This is a genomic window from Paraburkholderia dilworthii, from assembly GCF_000472525.1.
Lineage (GTDB): Bacteria > Pseudomonadota > Gammaproteobacteria > Burkholderiales > Burkholderiaceae > Paraburkholderia > Paraburkholderia dilworthii.
In genome coordinates, this window is record NZ_AWZT01000001.1 from 314,313 (window position 1) to 330,376 (window position 16,064).

The window sequence follows — 16,064 nt, forward strand, 5'->3', positions numbered from 1 at the left end:
GTCATAGGAGACAGACATGCTGGTATCACGCGTCAGAAAATCGCTCTCGAAGCTCTATGTCCAGGTTCTAATCGGCATCGTCGCAGGCGTGCTGGTGGGACACTTCTACCCCGACATTGGATCGCAGTTGAAGCCTCTCGGAGATATCTTCATCAAGTTGATCCGGATGCTCCTCGCACCGATCATCTTCGCGTCGGTCGTCGTGGGTATCGCCCGCATGAACAATCTTCACGAAGCGGGCCGCGTCGGCGCGAAAGCGATCCTGTACTTCGAAGTTGCATCGACGATCGCGCTTGTCGTCGGAATGGTTGTCGTAAATGTAATCAAGCCGGGTAGTGGAATGAATGTCGACCCATCGCACATGGACGGCTCCGCGATCTCGATGTACACCACTGCCGCGAAACAGCACGGCATGCTCGACTTCCTGATGAGCATCGTTCCAAACAGTGTTGTGGGCGCCTTTGCGAATGGCCAGATGCTACCGGTCATTTTCTTCTCGGTTCTGCTCGCCATATCGCTCGCGAAACTGGGGCCTCGCACCGCGCCGTTCGTCGATATGCTCGACATGTTTCTCCAGGGCATGTTCGGCGTGGTGCGGATAGTCATGTACGTCGCGCCCGTTGGCGCTTTCGGCGGCATGGCGTTCACGATCGCGAGATACGGCATTGGCACGTTGGCGTCATTCGGCCAATTGATGCTGTGTCTTTACCTGACGTCGATCTTCTTCGTGGTTGTAGTTCTCGGCTTTGTCATGAAGTTGTGTGGACTGTCGCTCTTCAAGTATCTCCGCTACATCAAGGACGAAATCCTGATTACGCTCGGTACGGCCTCGACGGAAGCCGTGTTACCTCAGATGCTGATCAAGATGGAGCGCATGGGTTGCTCGCGTCCGGTTGTGGGCATGGTGCTACCTACCGGATACACGTTCAACGCGGATGGAACGGCCATTTATCTGACGATGGCTGCTCTCTTCATTGCGCAAGCCATGAATGTGCATTTGTCAATCTGGGACCAGTTGCTTGTGCTTGGCGTCCTTCTGCTTACCTCGAAGGGTTCGGCGGGCGTTGCCGGAGCGGGGTTCGTTGCACTGGCGGCGACGCTCGCCTCGATGCACAAGATCCCGGTCGGGGGTCTGGTCTTGCTGCTTGGTGTCGATCGCTTTCTTAACGAAGCACGAGCCGTGACCAATCTGATCGGAAATGGCGTCGCCACTGTCGTCGTCGCACGGTGGGAGGGGCAACTGGACATGAAGGTTGCGCGCGCGGTGTTGAATCGTGAGAATGCCGGCGAATTGGACGATTTGCGGCCTGCTACCGGTTCGGCTACCGAGCCCGTGCCGGCGGGCGAAGCGAGCGTACGGTCGAACGCTCATTGAATCTTTCACCGAGGCAACCGGTGACGAAAGGGTGGGGCCATTGACGTTGCGATCCGCTATGGCCCGTCTATGCCGATTCACATGATTCCGCATTCCAGATTCGCGGCAGAACATTTCACGCGGTGTAGACGGCATCGACCGCATTCAGCACCAGTCCGAAGAAATCGTTGGCGGCGGCCGGATTCAACCACCGGACTACAACGGTCATGCGCCGCTCGGGTTCGATCCACGTAAAAGAACTGCCCGCGCCAACGCCGAAATAGCTCGATGCCGGCACGCTCGGAAACACTTTGCGGTCGGTATTGAGCCATACGAGATAGCCGTAGAACGGCGCGATTGCGCAAGGCGTGCGCATGCGGGCGATCCATTCGCAGGAGAGAACGCGGTGGCCGTTCACCATGCCTTCGTCGAGCAGCATCTGTGCGACCTTGAGCTGATCGTTCGCGCTCACCGACATGCCGCCGCCCCAGTGTGTGCCGCCCGGCACCGATTGCATGCGCCGCCCGTCTATCTCGACCCACGCGTTGTCGTAGCCGACCCATTGCCAGTTTTCGCTCGCGCCGGCAGGGCGCATGATGGCTTCGCGAAACACTTCGGGCAACGGTCGACGAAACAGATGCAGCAGCGCGAGCGACAACTGGTTGATCCGCACGTCGTTGTATTCCCAGTACGTGCCGGGACGCTGTAACGGACGCAACTCGCCCTTGTTGCCATTCGGCGGCGCAGCAAAATTGACGGCCCGGTAGTGATCGGCCTGATCCGACAAACCGAAATAGCTCCCTTGCCACTCGCTCGTTTGCTGAAGAAGTTGCGCCCATGTGACGGCCGCGTTGTGCTCGTCGTCGAAACCGATGTTGGGCACTCGCAGACGAACCGGCTCGTCGACATCGGGGAGCAATCCGCGGTCGTGCGCGACGCCTGCGAGCAACGCGAGGTACATCTTCGCGACGCTAAAGGTCAGGTCCGCGCGATCGGGCTCGCCCCATGTACTCAACACCCGACCGTCGACGGCGATCGTGCCCGACACTGGCCCGCGGTCGTGTACGGGGCCGAGCAAGCGGTTCCACGGCGGCGGATCGTTAACATGCACACCCCAGACGCCGTCGACGTGACGATCCCAAAGTGACTCGTGTTCAACGGCAAACTGCACGGCTCGTTGCAAATCTTCTTGCATTCCAGGTTTCCTGCGATTAGCGGGTTCTACGTGATTGAGAGGTCAACGCGCGTTCAGCCGCGCGCGCGCCCATATGAGTGTGCCAAGGCTGACGACGGCCGCGAGCATCAGATAGAGGCCCGGCGCGAGATTGTTGCCGGTTGCCGCGATCAACGCCGCGACGGCGAGTGGCGTGAAGCCGCCGAACACCGTGGTGCCGATGTTGTAGCCGAGCGCCATGCCGGTTGTGCGAGTGCGGGTTGGAAACAGCTCCGACATCAGCGCGGGAATCGGCGCAAAGTAGGTCGCTTTCAGCAGTGCCACCCAGACGACGGCGGCCAGCAGCGTCGCGAGCGACGGATGCGCGTTCATCAACATGAACGCCGGATAGACGGTGACCAGGAACAGCGTGCCGGCGCCCAGCATGATGCGCGTTCGGCCCACCTTGTCGGACCAGTGGCCGACCATCGGCGTGAGAACCATCATGATGAAGCCGGCCAGCAAAGTCGCAACGAAACCCGCCCACGGCGCGAGGCCCAGTTGACGCGATGCATACGTCGGCATGTACAGCAGCATGTAGTTGGCCGTGGTGGTCAGCACGAGCGCGCCGATCGACACGAGCACGCGCGACTTCTGCGTGGCCAGCAGCTCACGCACTGGCGAGGCGGCTTTATCCGCGCGCTCGAACTCCGGCGTTTCGTCGATGCGTCGGCGAATATAAAGCCCGACCGGACCGATTAGCATGCCGAACAAAAACGGAATGCGCCAGCCCCAGCCCTCCAGTTGAGGCTGTGTCAGCGTGCGGGTGAGCACCGCCCCGAACGCGGAGGCGAGCAGCGTGCTCGCGCCCTGACTGGAGAACTGCCAGCTCGCCATGAAACCTTTGCGCTGCGGCGCATGCTCGATCAGAAACGCCGTCGAACTGCCGAATTCGCCACCGGCGGAAAATCCTTGCAAGAGCCGCGATGCGAAAATGCCGATCGGCGCGAGCACACCGATCGACGCATACGGCGGCATCAGCGCGACGAGCCCGGTGCCGAGCGTCATCATCGCGATGGACAGCGTAAGCGATGCTTTGCGGCCCTTGCGGTCGCTGAACGAGCCGAGCACGAGCGCGCCGACAGGCCGCGCCAGATACGACAGAGCAAAGGTGCCGAGCGTCAAAAGAAGCGACACGGTTTTGTCGTGAGCCGGAAAAAACAGCCGCGACAGAACGGTGGCGAAATAGCCGTAGACGACGAGATCGTAGAACTCGAGCGCGTTGCCGATGGACGTCGCGAGAATTAGACGCGACAGGTGCGCGTTCGATGCGGGCGCGGCGATCGTGCCGGCCGTGGTGGCGGAATCGGTGCTCATGACGGTTGTCCTTGTGCAACGTTTCGTGGAAGTTGCGATGCAGTGTTCGCGCGATGACGTGTGTCGGCATGCTGCTCGCCAAGATCCCAGAAAAGCCCTGCCATGATGCCGAGGCCTTCCCGAGCCACTGTACCTAGCAGATGCTCGTCGGGCGCATGTTGCGAGCAGCCCGGGTATGAATGCGGAACCCATAGCGTGGGCATGCCGAGTACGTCGGCGAACGCGTCGTTGGGCAAGGTGCCACCGAGATTCGGCAGCAGTACGGGCTCGACGCCCGTCGTCTGGCGCAGCGAGCGCAACGCCCACTGCACCCACGGATCGAGAGGATCGACGCGGGTCGCGGGCATGCCGCGTTCAACATCGATATCGACCATGCTGAAGCCGTGTTCGTCGAGATGCCGACGCACGATCTGTTCGAGGTTTTCCCAATTGGTGCCGACCACGAAGCGGATCTGCATGTGCGCAAACGCGTGCGGCGGGATGGCATTGACCGGTTTCTCGGGATTACCGGTACGGAATGCGAGCACCTCGAGATTGTTCCACCCGAACACGCGTTCGGTCGGCGTCAGGCCCGGCTCGCCGTAGTCGGCATCCACTTCCGGCTCGCCCGGATTCCCGCCCACGGCGATATCGGCGAGCGCGCGGCGGACCGCATCGGGCACGGGCGGCGGGCGCAAACCTTCAACGAGGATGCGGCCGTCCGTGTCGACCATCGAAGCGATCGCGTTGGCTAGTACGACGGCGGGATTGCGCAACAAGCCGCCCCAATTGCCCGAATGATGGCCGCCGTCGCGCAGCTTTACGTCGAGGCGGAAGTTCACGAGGCCGCGCGAGCCGAGGAACAGTGTCGGACGTCCTGCCGCGAGGCGAGGGCCGTCCGAGGCGATCAGGACGTCGGCGGCCAGTTCGTCGCGCAACTGTGCGCAAACCGCGTGTAGACCCGGCGAGCCCACTTCCTCGCCGGTTTCGAACAGCACTTTCAGATTGAAGCCGAGCTTGCCGCCGCGTGCATCCAGCACCGCTTTTAGCGCCGCCAGGTTGATGCTGTGCTGGCCCTTGTTGTCGGCGGTGCCGCGTCCGTACCAGCGGTCGCCCTCGACCGTCACCCGCCACGGTCCCAGGCCATCGCGCCACTGGGCGTCGTAGCCGCGCACCACGTCGCCGTGGCCGTAGCTCAGCACGGTCGGCAGCCCGTCGCCCTCGTGCCGGTGTCCCACGAGAAACGGCCCGGCTCCCGCAGCGGGATTCTCGACGATGCGGCAAGTGAAGCCCAATTCCGTCAGCGTCGGCGTGATTTCGTCGCTCAGATAAGCGTGCAGACGCGCGCCGCTGTCGGCTTCCTGGCTTTCGGTGCGAAGCGCGACGCGGCGCTGCAGGTCATCGAGAAAGCGGCCGGAGTCGTACTGATCCGTCGCCTGGTGGATTGCGGTGTCACGTGTCAACATGGTTCCCCGAATTGCGCGCCGCAGCGCGAGCGGTTAATAAGGACGAAGACAAAAAGGACGAAGACAAAACAACGAAGCCGGGAGCGAAAAGGAAGCATTTCTGCAATCCTGGCGCGGACGATATTTGTGGACAATTACAATATTTGGCACCGATCGTTGCCGAAACGGCAAAGGGGCAGCTCGACGGATATGGACAACACCGCATTGCGTTATTTTCTGGAGGTGGCTCGCAGCGGTTCGCTCAGCCAGGCATCCACCCGGTTGTTTGTGGCCGTGTCCGCGCTGAGCCGGCAGATTGCGAAGCTCGAGGAAGAGGTCGGGGCGGCGCTTTTCGAGCGGCACCCGCGTGGAATGGTATTGAGCGATGCTGGGCGTTTGCTGGCCGAACATGCGCAGCGCAGTCTGCTCGACGCCGGGCGTGTGACGGAGGAAATCCGCGGGTTGACCAACGGCGGGCGCGCGACGATTCGCGTGGCGAGTTCAGAAGGCGTCGCGCCGCATTTTTTGCCGCAAGTATTCGCGGGCTTTCTGAAGACCCATCCGGCGACGCATTTCCAGCTCGACGTAGCCGCGCCGTCGGTCGCGACGCAGCGTGTACGCGAAGGCACCGCCGACATCGCCGTGTGTTTCAGCATCGCGCCGGAGAAGGACATCAACGTCGTGTACTCGCAGCGCGCTCCGATCTTTGCGCTTGTCCGGCGTGATCATCCGCTTTGCGAGCGTGATTCAGTGTCGCTCGCGGACCTTTTGCCGTGGCCGTTCGCGATCAACAATACGGGCGTGACGATCCGCCAGTTATTCGACATTGCGTGCAGTCTCGAAGGGCTCGTATTCGACCCCGTGTTCGTGAGCAACTATCACCCGGCACTGCAAAGCTTTGTGCGCCATACCGATGCGGTGACGTTGACCGGGCTGCTGACAGTACGCAGCCGGTTGGCCGCCGATGGACTTGCCGCGCTGCCGATTCGCAATCCCGCATTACACCAGCGCACGCTTCAGATCCAGACGATGGCGGGTCGAGCGTTGCCGGCCGCGATGCGGGCGTTTCTTCAGATGCTGACGGGGGCGATTGATGATCCCGGTTCAACCATGGGCAACTCGAATTCGTGACGCCGGCAAGGCTATCGTGGTGTGCGCCAGCCCCAGTCCGCGCTCGGCCATCATCTCGACCCGATCGCGCAGGCTGGGCTTGTCGCGAGGGTGCCAACGCGTGCATAGAACAATGATCTTACGGTCAGAATGCCGACAATCGAATTAGCCCCTTCATACCTTTGCGCTTGCTCATCATCGGCTGCCTGTTTGTCAGACGGACTACTTTTGCCGAGTGCCCGAGCCTGTTTGCACTGAACCAGACGTTGTGTGTCCAGCGCGGATAACGCCGTTCGTCGGCGGAAAGTATCGGGAAAGCCGATATTTTTCGTCCGGAATGGCGATTTTTATTTTGCGTTATCCCCCTATACGCTGGTAAGCACTCAGCCTAGGGAGGCTCATGGAACACCACGCCCGCACCCAGAATGAAACGCTCGATGTCAAAACGACAACCTGTTACATGTGCGCGTGCCGATGCGGTATTCGGGTGCATCTGCGGGACGGCGAAGTCCGCTATATCGACGGCAATCCGGATCATCCGCTGAACCAGGGCGTGATTTGCGCGAAGGGTTCGTCGGGCATCATGAAACAGTACTCTCCGGCCCGCCTGACCCAGCCCCTGATGCGTAAGCCCGGTTCCGAGCGCGGCAGTGGGCAGTTCGAACCGGTGTCGTGGGAGGTGGCATTCGACACGCTCGAACAGCGCCTCGCCCATCTTCGCGCCACCGATCCAAAAAAATTCGCGCTTTTCACCGGGCGCGACCAGATGCAAGCGCTGACCGGTCTGTTCGCCAAGCAATTCGGCACACCGAACTACGCGGCGCACGGCGGGTTTTGTTCGTCGAACATGGCGGCGGGCATGATCTATACGATCGGTGGATCGTTCTGGGAATTCGGTGGGCCAGATCTCGATCGCGCGAAGCTGTTCTTCATGATCGGGACTGCCGAGGATCATCATTCGAATCCGCTGAAGATCGCAATTTCGAGATTCAAGCGCGCGGGCGGCCGGTTCATCGCGATCAATCCGGTTCGCACCGGATATGCCGCGATCGCGGACGAATGGGTGCCGATCCGTCCGGGCACCGACGGCGCGTTGTTCATGGCGTTGATCCACGAACTGCTTGAAGCCAACGCTTACGATCACGAATTCGTCACGCGCTATACGAACGCAGCCGAACTGCTGGACATGAACGCCGACGGCGATGCATTCGGCCTCTTCGTGGCCGATCCCGCGCTCCCCGAAGGCAATCCGCTGTTTCCGCAAAACCGGCTCTGGTGGGACACGAACACGCAGCGCGCGGTGGCGCATCACACGCGTGGCGCGGTGCCCGCGTTGACGGGCCGCTATACCCTCGACGACGGTACGCCGGTCACGCCATCGTTCGCATTGCTGCGTGAACGCGTCGCCGACTGCACGCCGGAGTGGGCGGCCGACATCACCGGCATTGCCGCCGATACGATCCGCCGGCTCGCAGCCGAAATGGCGCAAACGGCACGCGATCACAAGATCACGCTGCCGGTCCAATGGACCGACGCCTGGGGCGAACAGCACGAGACGGTCACCGGCAACCCGATCGCCTTTCACGCGATGCGCGGGCTTGCCGCGCACTCAAACGGCTTTCAGTCGATTCGCGCACTGGCCGTGCTGATGTCGTTGCTCGGCACCATCGACCGGCCCGGGGGCTTCCGCCACAAATCGCCGTATCCGCGCGCGGTGCCGCCATCGGCCAAACCGCCGAACGGTCCCGATGCGGTGCAGCCGAACACGCCGCTCGCAACAGGGCCGCTCGGCTGGCCGGCCGCCCCCGAGGACCTTTTTATCGACGCTGCCGGCGAGCCGGTACGTATCGACAAGGCGTTCTCGTGGGAATTTCCGCTCGCCGTTCACGGGCTGATGCACAGCGTGATTACGAATGCCTGGCGTGGAGACCCGTATCCGATCGACACCCTGATGATCTTCATGGCCAACATGGCATGGAACTCATCGATGAATACCGTGGAAGTCCGCAAGATGCTCGTGGACAAACACGAGAGCGGCGACTACAAGATTCCGTTTCTGGTCGTGTGCGACGCGTTCCAGTCGGAGATGACCGCATTTGCGGACCTGATTTTGCCTGACACGACGTACCTGGAACGACACGACGCCATGTCGGTGCTGGACCGGCCCATTTCCGAATTCGACGGTCCGGTGGATTCGGTGCGGGTGCCGGTCGTGCCGCCGACCGGCGAATGCAAGCCGTTCCAGGAAGTGCTGATCGAACTGGCCGGCAGACTGAAACTGCCTGCCTTCACCACGCCCGCGGGGGGCCGCAAGTTTCGCGATTATCCCGACTTCATCGTTAATTTTCAGACCGCACCGGAGTCGGGCGTCGGCTTCCTGATCGGCTGGCGCGGCAAGGACGGTGACAAGGCGCTCGTGGGCGAGCCGAATCCGAGGCAGTGGGAAGAGTACGCGAAACACAACTGCGTGTATCACTACACGCTGCCTGAATCGCTGCAATATATGCGCGGCTGCAACGGACCGTATCTGCAGTGGGCGGTGGAGAAAGGTTTTCGCAAATTCGGCGAGCCGATAGTGATCCAGCTTTACTCGGATGTGATGCAGAAGTTCCGGCTGGCGGCTCAAGGCAAGACCAAAGGCCGTCAGCCGCCCGACAATTTGCGCGCGCGCGTCGAGCGTTATTTCGATCCGTTGCCGTTCTGGTACGCGCCGCTCGAATTCGGCGCCACGGACCTCGAGCAATTCCCGCTCGCGGCCATCACGCAGCGTCCAATGGCCATGTATCACTCGTGGGACTCGCAAAACGCATGGCTGCGGCAGATTCATGGCGAGAACTACCTGTTCATGAATCCGTTGATGGCGCGTGAGCAGGGCATCGACGACGGCGGGTGGATCTACGTGGAATCGCAGTGGGGCAAGGTGCGCTGCATGGCGCGCTATAGCGAAGCCGTCGAGCCCGGCACCGTATGGACGTGGAACGCGATCGGCAAGGCGGCCGGCGCGTGGAATCTCGGCCCCGGCGCGAACGAATCGCAACATGGTTTTCTGCTCAACCATCTGATCACCGACGAGCTGCCGGGCGCGAAGAACGGCAGCACGCCCGATCGTTCGCGCGTGTCGAATTCCGACCCGATCACCGGTCAGGCCGCATGGTACGACGTGCGCGTGCGCGTGTATCCGGCCGAAGCGGACGCCGACCACACGCTGCCGCAATTCCCGCCGATGCAAGCCTTGCCCGGTTCGACCGGCGTCGTCCAGCGCGTGGTGCAGGCGTATTTCGCGGGGCGGGGCGAATTTGCGGCGCGCTTGCGCAGTGCGGCCAAGACCAAATGAGAAGGAGCGTGCGATGACCCAGATGGCGCTGGTGATCGATCTGAACGTCTGCGTGGGATGCCATGCCTGCGTGACGAGCTGCAAGGAATGGAACACGTCGGGCGAGGCCGGCAGCCTCGCGGATTTCCGTCCTTACGACGACGATCCGTCGGGCACGTTCTTCAATCGCGTGCAGACCTTCGAGGCGGGCGAGTATCCGCTAACCGACACTATCCATTTCCCGAAGTCGTGTCTGCATTGCGAAGACCCGCCGTGCGTGCCCGTCTGTCCGACCGGCGCGAGCTATAAGCGCAAGGAAGACGGGCTCGTGCTGGTCGATTACGACCGCTGCATCGGCTGCAAGTACTGCGCGTGGGCTTGCCCGTACGGCGCGCGCGAGATCGACGAGGAACGCAAGGAGATGACCAAGTGCACGCTGTGCTCTGACCGCATCAATAATGAAGCGTTGCCCGAACGGGATCGCAAGCCGGCGTGCGTGCTGGCGTGCCCGACGTCGGCGCGATTGTTCGGCGACATTCACGATCCGGACTCGGTCGTGTCGAAAGCGATTCGCGAGCGCGGCGGTTATCAGTTGATGCCGGAATGGAACACACGTCCCGCGAATCATTACCTCCCGCGGCAAAAGACGGGCGGTTGCGGGAGCAGTTCGTGTTCATGCGGTTCCATCGAAGCCGAGGCCGCTGGCGTGCCGCTGTCGTCTGTCGATCCGATTGAGTCCCAACTCGAACGCGGGATGCTCAACCTCGTGAGCGCGGCGAAACGCATCTGACGCGGGGAACATTGTTCAGATAATTGGCCCAAGGCGAACACTATGAAACCCGCATTCTCGGTTGTTTTTCTGACCACGCTCAGCGGCGCCGCGCAGGGCTTGCTGATCGCGCTCTTCGGCGTCGAACTTGCTGCTCGGCTCGGGCTGATCACGGCGGGCGCGTTGCCGTCACAGATGTTCTTTGTGGTCGGCGCCGCGCTGTCCGTACTGCTCGGCGCATTGGGGCTGCTTGCGTCGTTTTTCCATCTCGGGCATCCCGAGCGCGCGTGGCGAGCGATTGCGATGTGGCGTACGTCGTGGCTGTCGCGTGAATGCCTGTGTCTGCCGGTCTTTCTCGGCTGCGCGTTCGCTTACGGCATTGCGCACTGGTTCGGGTCGCCGTGGTCATTCGCGATCGGTGCGCTTTGCGTGCTCGCCGGCGCCGCGCTGTTCGTGTGCACCGCAATGATCTATGCGTGCCTGCGCTTCCTGCAGGAATGGGCGACACCGCTTACGCTCGTGAACTTCGTGCTGCTCGGTTGCGCGTCCGGCTTCACCGTCGCGACGGCCTGCGCGGCGTGGCTCGCGCCGGCGCTTGTCGCCGTGCTTGCCGGATGCGCGTGCGTGCTGACGCTGGCGGGTTGTGCGAGCCGCGTCGCGTCTTTGCGGCGCAATGCGCGCTTGCGGCCGAAATCGACTGTGCAAAGCGCAACAGGTATCAAGGGGCCGAACGTGGTGCAGAAGTCCCGCGGCTTTACCGCGGGCGCGTTCAACTTGCGTGAGTTCTTTCACGGACGGACCGCGCAGACATTGCGACGCATCAAGATCACGTTTCTCGTGGGCGCCTTTGCGTTGCCATTCGCGCTCATCGCGTTGGGCGGTGCCGTGCCATCGGCCGCCATCTCGCTGTGGCTACTGTGCGCGGCCGCTTTGATCCAGTATGCGGGGCTTGTCGCCGAGCGGTGGTTTTTCTTTGCCGAGGCGCGGCATCCCCAGAATCTCTACTATCGGCAGGCGTCCTGAAGATATTGCGCCGTGGATATTCCATGGTGCAAAACTTCTACGGCTGATCTACTTGCGCCGCTTGCAACGCAGCCTTCGCCCGCAATTCGTCTTCGGCGCTGAACCTTCCGATAAGAACGATGGAAGACTCGGCAGACGTTCGATCCGGGCGCGCGCTCATTACCACGCGGCTGCCGACGACATGCAACTCGTGCAATGCGCCGCCGCCTTCCAGACGCACGAAGCCCTTTGCTCGCAACAGTTTCGCGGACAAACCTCGAAGCGCTGCTTTCAGCCTCGTTCGATCCAGGCGCGCGCCGGTGACGAACGAGAAGCTGGTCAGATCCAATGGAGGAGGCGTGCCCGTCAGTGGCGCGCTGCTGGTATCGCGCCTCGCGTGCCGTACGTTCTGATCGAAAATCAGGCCGAGCGGTATCGCACCGCGCGTCGCTTGCAACATCACACAATGACTCGCCAGTTCTTCAACACGCGCGACTATCGCTTCCCTGGAAGGCTCGTCGAGCAAATCCATTTTGTTCAGCACAATGGCTGTTGCACCGGCAATCTGCCGTCGTGAAATATCGCCGACATAGGGATCGGCAAGCGTGTCCGCAATGCGCTCGGCATCCACGAGCACGACGATTCCGTCCAGCCGGAACGCACGGTCGAGTAGGCCGATCTGCGCAATTCGCAGCGGATCGGAGACGCCGCTCGCTTCGATGATCAGCAAATCCGGCGCATCGGCCCGCGAGCTGATGGCGAGAAGCGCCTCGACCAGCCGGCCGCCGATCGAACAGCAGACGCAGCCATTCTCCAGATTGATCACGTCGTCGGTGCGCTCGCGGATCAATGACGCGTCGATATTGATCGAGCCGAAGTCGTTGACGAGCACCGTGATACGTCGGGTTCCCGCGTTCGTCAGCACATGATTGAGCAGTGTCGTCTTTCCCGCGCCGAGATAGCCGCCAACGACGACGAGCGGAATCCGGTTCATCCCGCCGGCGACTGAAAGATGCGGCCGCCGAGCACCGTGCCCCACACTTCCAGATCCTTCAGACGCTGCGGCGCGACTTCCGCCGGATCTTCCGCGAGCACGGCGAAGTCCGCGAATTTGCCTACCTCGATGCTGCCCACCAGATGGTCCAGCCTGAGCGTGTAGGCGGCGCCCAGCGTGATGGCGCGCAACGCATCCGCGATCGGCACACGTTCGCCCGCGCCCAGAATGCGGCCCGACGACGTTTCGCGTTGCGACGCGCACCATGCGGTGAAGAGGGGGTTGAGCGGGGTGATGGGCGCGTCTGAGTGAAATGCAAACGGAATGCCCAGACGGCGTGCCGATTCAGCCGCGTTCATGCGATTCGCGCGGTCGGCGCCTATGGTCTGCATGTAGTGCGCGTCACCCCAGTAGTAGAGGTGATTCGAGAAGAAGTTGATGCACAGGCCGAGACTCGCCGCACGCGCAAGCTGGCTCGCGTCCGCCATCTGGCAGTGCTGAAGCGTATGCCGATGATCGCGGCGCGGATGGCGTGCGAGCATCCGCTCGACGGCATCCAGCACGAGTTCAGTTGCCTCGTTGCCGTTGGTGTGGATATGGAGCTGCAGACCCGCTTCGTGAAACGGCGTGAAGACCTCGACAAATTGGCTCGGAGGAATCAGCCATAGGCCATTGGGCTTGCCGTTGAGATAACCGGGCCATTTCAGGCGCGCGGTAAAGCCCTGGATCGAACCGTCGACGATAAACTTGACTGGCCCGAAGTGCAGCTTCGGCGTAGCGGTTTTAATCGCGTCCAGCACCTGCTGGACACCGCCTTCAGGACTGCGTTGCGGCGCGAAGGCGGGCACGATTCGCACCGGAAAATTCGGGTCCGCGGTGGTTTCGCGCAGGTTGCGGTTACCCACTTCGGAGAAGTCGTTGACGAGGTCGGTGGCCGTCGTCACTCCCGCAAGTTGTGCGACGCGGCCGAAATTCCAGATGGCCTCCTTGCGCTCGCTCGCGGCAATGGAAAGTCCGCTTCCGATAACCCGATACACGGGGAACATCGCGGCGAACTCCTGCAACTCGCCGGTAGGCTGTCCGTTTTCGTCCTTGTCGATGCCGTCGATATCCGTCTCTTCGTCTATGCCGGCGCGGGACAGCATCGCCGAATTGACGTTCATCAGATGCACGCTCGCATGGAGGATCACAATTGGCCGCTCCGACGACACCGTGTCGAGTTCGCGCACCGAGAGGCGGCTCGTGCCGAAGAAGATCGGATCGAAGCCCCACGCAAGAAGCGGGTCGTCCGGCGATGTCATCTCCGCTTGCGCCTCGCGCAGGCGTTCGATCACCGCGTCCAGCGTCTTCAGGCCAGGCCAGCGCCGACCATCCGGTCCGCGGCGGTCGTAGTAGCCGAGATAGACGGCGTCCCACATCGCGCCTTCCATCAGATGACAATGGCCTTCGACAAAACCCGGCAACAGCACCTTGTCGCGGAAGGTGTCGACGATTTCGGCGGGGCCCCATTGCTGCACGTCTTCGGCGTTGCCCACCGAGAGAATGCGGCCGTCGCGTACCGCGACATGCGTGGCATGGGGCTGGGCGGGATTCATCGTCACGATTTTCCTGGCGACGAAAACGTGTATCGGGCTCGTGATGCTTGCGATTCCTGTCTGGTTCATTGGGCGTTCATGGAAGGCGGTCAGGACAATGCGTGCGCACGGCTCGGTTTCGCCGTGAGATTGACCGCGGTGAGGACGAGCAGGTTCACGCCGAGGCACAGCAATCCCAGATTGAAGCCGCCAAGATCGATTTGCAGCACATAGAGGATGATCGCGAGGATCTGTCCCGTCAACATGCCGGCCGCAATCGCGGCGGGCCGCACACGCAGACCGAACAGAATGATCATGACACCGGGGAAGAACTGCGTTACGCCGTAGTAAGTGGTGTTGATCAGCGTGAGCATGAGATTCGGCGTGAGCAGCGTCATGACGATCGATATCAGCAGGTACAGCACGATCACCATCTTCGCACTCTTTTTCTGCCGGGTTTCGGGCAGGTTCGGCAACAGGTTGCGCGTCACGATCGGGCCGATAGCGAGGCAGATGCCGGCCAGCACCAGCAAGCCGGAAAGCGACGCGCCCGCCGCGACGAGTCCGAGCAGCCAGCCGGGCAAGAGCCGAACCGCGGCGGCGAAGAACGCTTCGTTCGGCGACGCCAGATGCAGATTCTGGCTGATAGCGTAGTACGACGCGACCACCAGAAACGGGTACATCAGCATGTAAAGCGGCATTGCGACCTGCGTGCGGCGGATCGTGTTGGCACTCTTCGCGGTGAAGAAATTCTGCACCGCGAACGGCATCACGTAAAAGCCGAGCGACTGGAACAGCATGGTGCTCATCGAGAAGGTCAACTGGTGCGGATTCATCCGGTTGCTCACATGCAGGCTTGCCGCATGAAAAACATCGGTCACGCCGACTTCCATCGACACGGCCACGCCGGTTACGACGATCGCGGCGACCATCAGGATGTCCTTGAGTACCGCAATATAGGCGGACGCACGCACGCCCGCGATGGCGATGTACGTGAAGGCGAGCAGCGCCGATATCAGGATCAGGTACAGGGGCTCGAAGTGCCAGCCGAGCCCGTTCAACGCGGCGACGAGCCCGGTGAACTGCAACTGGCCCCACGGCAACAGAAAGAGGATGGCCGAACCCGCGACGATCAGTTCGAGCGAACGGCTCTGGAAATGACCCTTGAACAGATCAGGTAGCGTAATCGCGTTATAGCGCTTGCCCGCTTGCCATATCTTCGGCCCGATGAAATAGCCCACCGGATAGGCCAGCAGAATGTAGCCCAGAAACCAGACGCCATAAGTGGGTCCCTTCGCATAGATGCCGCCAGGAAAACCGACCATCGTGCCGATGCTGTAGATCTCGCCGGCTGCGAGGAAGAACACCAGATAAGCGCCGAATTGCCGCGACGCCACGAAGAAGTCATGCACGCTCTGCGGGCCGCGTCCCTGTTTCGAGCGAACCGCGAGATAGAGCGAGAAAGCGATGAAGCCGAGGAATACGGCGGTGGCCATCCGGGAACTCCTTTAGCGGTTTTGCGGGTGGGTATCGTCGTGGCGGCTGTCGAATACGCGCCAGCAGATCAGCAGGCAGCCGGACGTGAGAACGAACCACGCGAAGATCCACGCATAGATGAACGGCACGCCCAGTACGAATCTGTCGACGGATGCGACCCACGGTAAAAGGCCGATCACACCCAGATAAGGGACGCCGAGTCCGATAAACAGTTTGAGCACATCGACTCCATGCAGCGTGAAGTGAGGGACACGCGCTGCCATCGCATCTGGCGTTCGCGCAAGGACAAACAATAAAGACAGGCCAAAGAACCGCGGAAAACAAAACCGCTAAATGTCCGTTTCGCCAGTGTTGCCGAACAAAAAAACACAGCCATAGAGCCAGTTGAGGGGAGTCGATGAGTCCAATTCAGCGGACGCCGGACAAGTGCTCGTGACCCGCCCCACGCGCGCCCTGGGCGCTGCACCAACCGAAAGCAGCGCACTGGACCTACCGGC

12 protein-coding genes and 1 pseudogene are annotated in these 16,064 nt (G+C 61.8%); 5 read left to right on the top strand and 8 right to left on the bottom strand.

The genetic code is table 11. The annotated features are described in order from the left end of the window. Window positions 1-16 precede the first annotated feature (16 nt). The gene (dctA, locus tag F759_RS0101800) at window positions 17-1,375 is read left to right on the top strand and encodes a C4-dicarboxylate transporter DctA (protein WP_027798324.1); all 1,359 of its coding nucleotides are present in this window, start codon (window positions 17-19) and stop codon (window positions 1,373-1,375) included. Window positions 1,376-1,490: 115 nt separating this feature from the next. Here the strand turns inward: dctA and F759_RS0101805 are convergent, their stop codons facing one another. From F759_RS0101805 to F759_RS37135, 3 genes are read right to left on the bottom strand one after another with little or no spacing between them, the layout of a single operon-like run. Further along, window positions 1,491-2,549, bottom strand: coding sequence for a serine hydrolase domain-containing protein (locus F759_RS0101805; RefSeq protein WP_027798325.1), 1,059 nt, complete (start codon window positions 2,547-2,549; stop codon window positions 1,491-1,493). Between the two features lie 42 nt (window positions 2,550-2,591). Next, window positions 2,592-3,884: an MFS transporter gene (locus F759_RS0101810; RefSeq protein WP_027798326.1), complete on the bottom strand. Its 1,293-nt coding sequence runs from the start codon at window positions 3,882-3,884 to the stop codon at window positions 2,592-2,594. Next, window positions 3,881-5,326, bottom strand: a complete 1,446-nt coding sequence (locus tag F759_RS37135) for a M20 family metallopeptidase (protein ID WP_036023494.1) — start codon at window positions 5,324-5,326, stop codon at window positions 3,881-3,883. Before F759_RS37135 ends, F759_RS0101810 begins: the two co-directional genes overlap by 4 nt. 192 nt (window positions 5,327-5,518) lie before the next feature. Between F759_RS37135 and F759_RS0101820 the strand changes: the two genes are divergently transcribed. Beyond that, window positions 5,519-6,439 (top strand): LysR family transcriptional regulator, encoded by a 921-nt coding sequence (locus tag F759_RS0101820; protein ID WP_027798327.1) that lies wholly within the window; start codon window positions 5,519-5,521, stop codon window positions 6,437-6,439. A 12-nt stretch (window positions 6,440-6,451) separates the two neighbouring features. Here the strand turns inward: F759_RS0101820 and F759_RS45395 are convergent. Further along, a pseudogene (locus tag F759_RS45395) lies at window positions 6,452-6,556 on the bottom strand (IS6 family transposase); the annotation flags it as partial. A gap of 262 nt (window positions 6,557-6,818) precedes the next feature. Here F759_RS45395 and F759_RS0101825 point away from each other — a divergent pair. From F759_RS0101825 to F759_RS0101835, 3 genes are read left to right on the top strand one after another with little or no spacing between them, the layout of a single operon-like run. Then, on the top strand, window positions 6,819-9,752 hold the full coding sequence (locus F759_RS0101825) for a molybdopterin oxidoreductase family protein (protein ID WP_027798328.1): 2,934 nt from the start codon (window positions 6,819-6,821) through the stop codon (window positions 9,750-9,752). Window positions 9,753-9,765: 13 nt separating this feature from the next. Beyond that, window positions 9,766-10,521, top strand: coding sequence for a 4Fe-4S dicluster domain-containing protein (locus tag F759_RS0101830; protein ID WP_027798329.1), 756 nt, complete (start codon window positions 9,766-9,768; stop codon window positions 10,519-10,521). Between the two features lie 42 nt (window positions 10,522-10,563). Next, a complete protein-coding gene (locus F759_RS0101835) occupies window positions 10,564-11,523 on the top strand; it encodes a dimethyl sulfoxide reductase anchor subunit family protein (RefSeq protein WP_027798330.1) in 960 nt (319 codons plus the stop codon). Window positions 11,524-11,560: 37 nt separating this feature from the next. Here F759_RS0101835 and F759_RS0101840 read toward each other — a convergent pair whose 3' ends face one another. The 4 genes from F759_RS0101840 to F759_RS0101855 are packed head-to-tail and all read right to left on the bottom strand — an operon-like array spanning window position 11,561 to window position 15,788. Continuing rightward, window positions 11,561-12,496 carry a CobW family GTP-binding protein gene (locus F759_RS0101840; RefSeq protein ID WP_027798331.1) on the bottom strand — a complete coding sequence of 312 codons (936 nt, stop codon included), beginning with the start codon at window positions 12,494-12,496 and terminating at the stop codon, window positions 11,561-11,563. Beyond that, window positions 12,493-14,160, bottom strand: coding sequence for an amidohydrolase (locus tag F759_RS0101845; protein WP_036023331.1), 1,668 nt, complete (start codon window positions 14,158-14,160; stop codon window positions 12,493-12,495). The genes F759_RS0101840 and F759_RS0101845 overlap by 4 nt, the downstream gene beginning before the upstream one ends. A 20-nt stretch (window positions 14,161-14,180) precedes the next feature. Beyond that, window positions 14,181-15,566, bottom strand: coding sequence for a sodium:solute symporter family protein (locus tag F759_RS0101850; protein WP_027798333.1), 1,386 nt, complete (start codon window positions 15,564-15,566; stop codon window positions 14,181-14,183). 12 nt (window positions 15,567-15,578) lie between these two features. Further along, window positions 15,579-15,788 carry a DUF3311 domain-containing protein gene (locus F759_RS0101855; RefSeq protein WP_027798334.1) on the bottom strand — a complete coding sequence of 70 codons (210 nt, stop codon included), beginning with the start codon at window positions 15,786-15,788 and terminating at the stop codon, window positions 15,579-15,581. Window positions 15,789-16,064 lie beyond the last annotated feature (276 nt).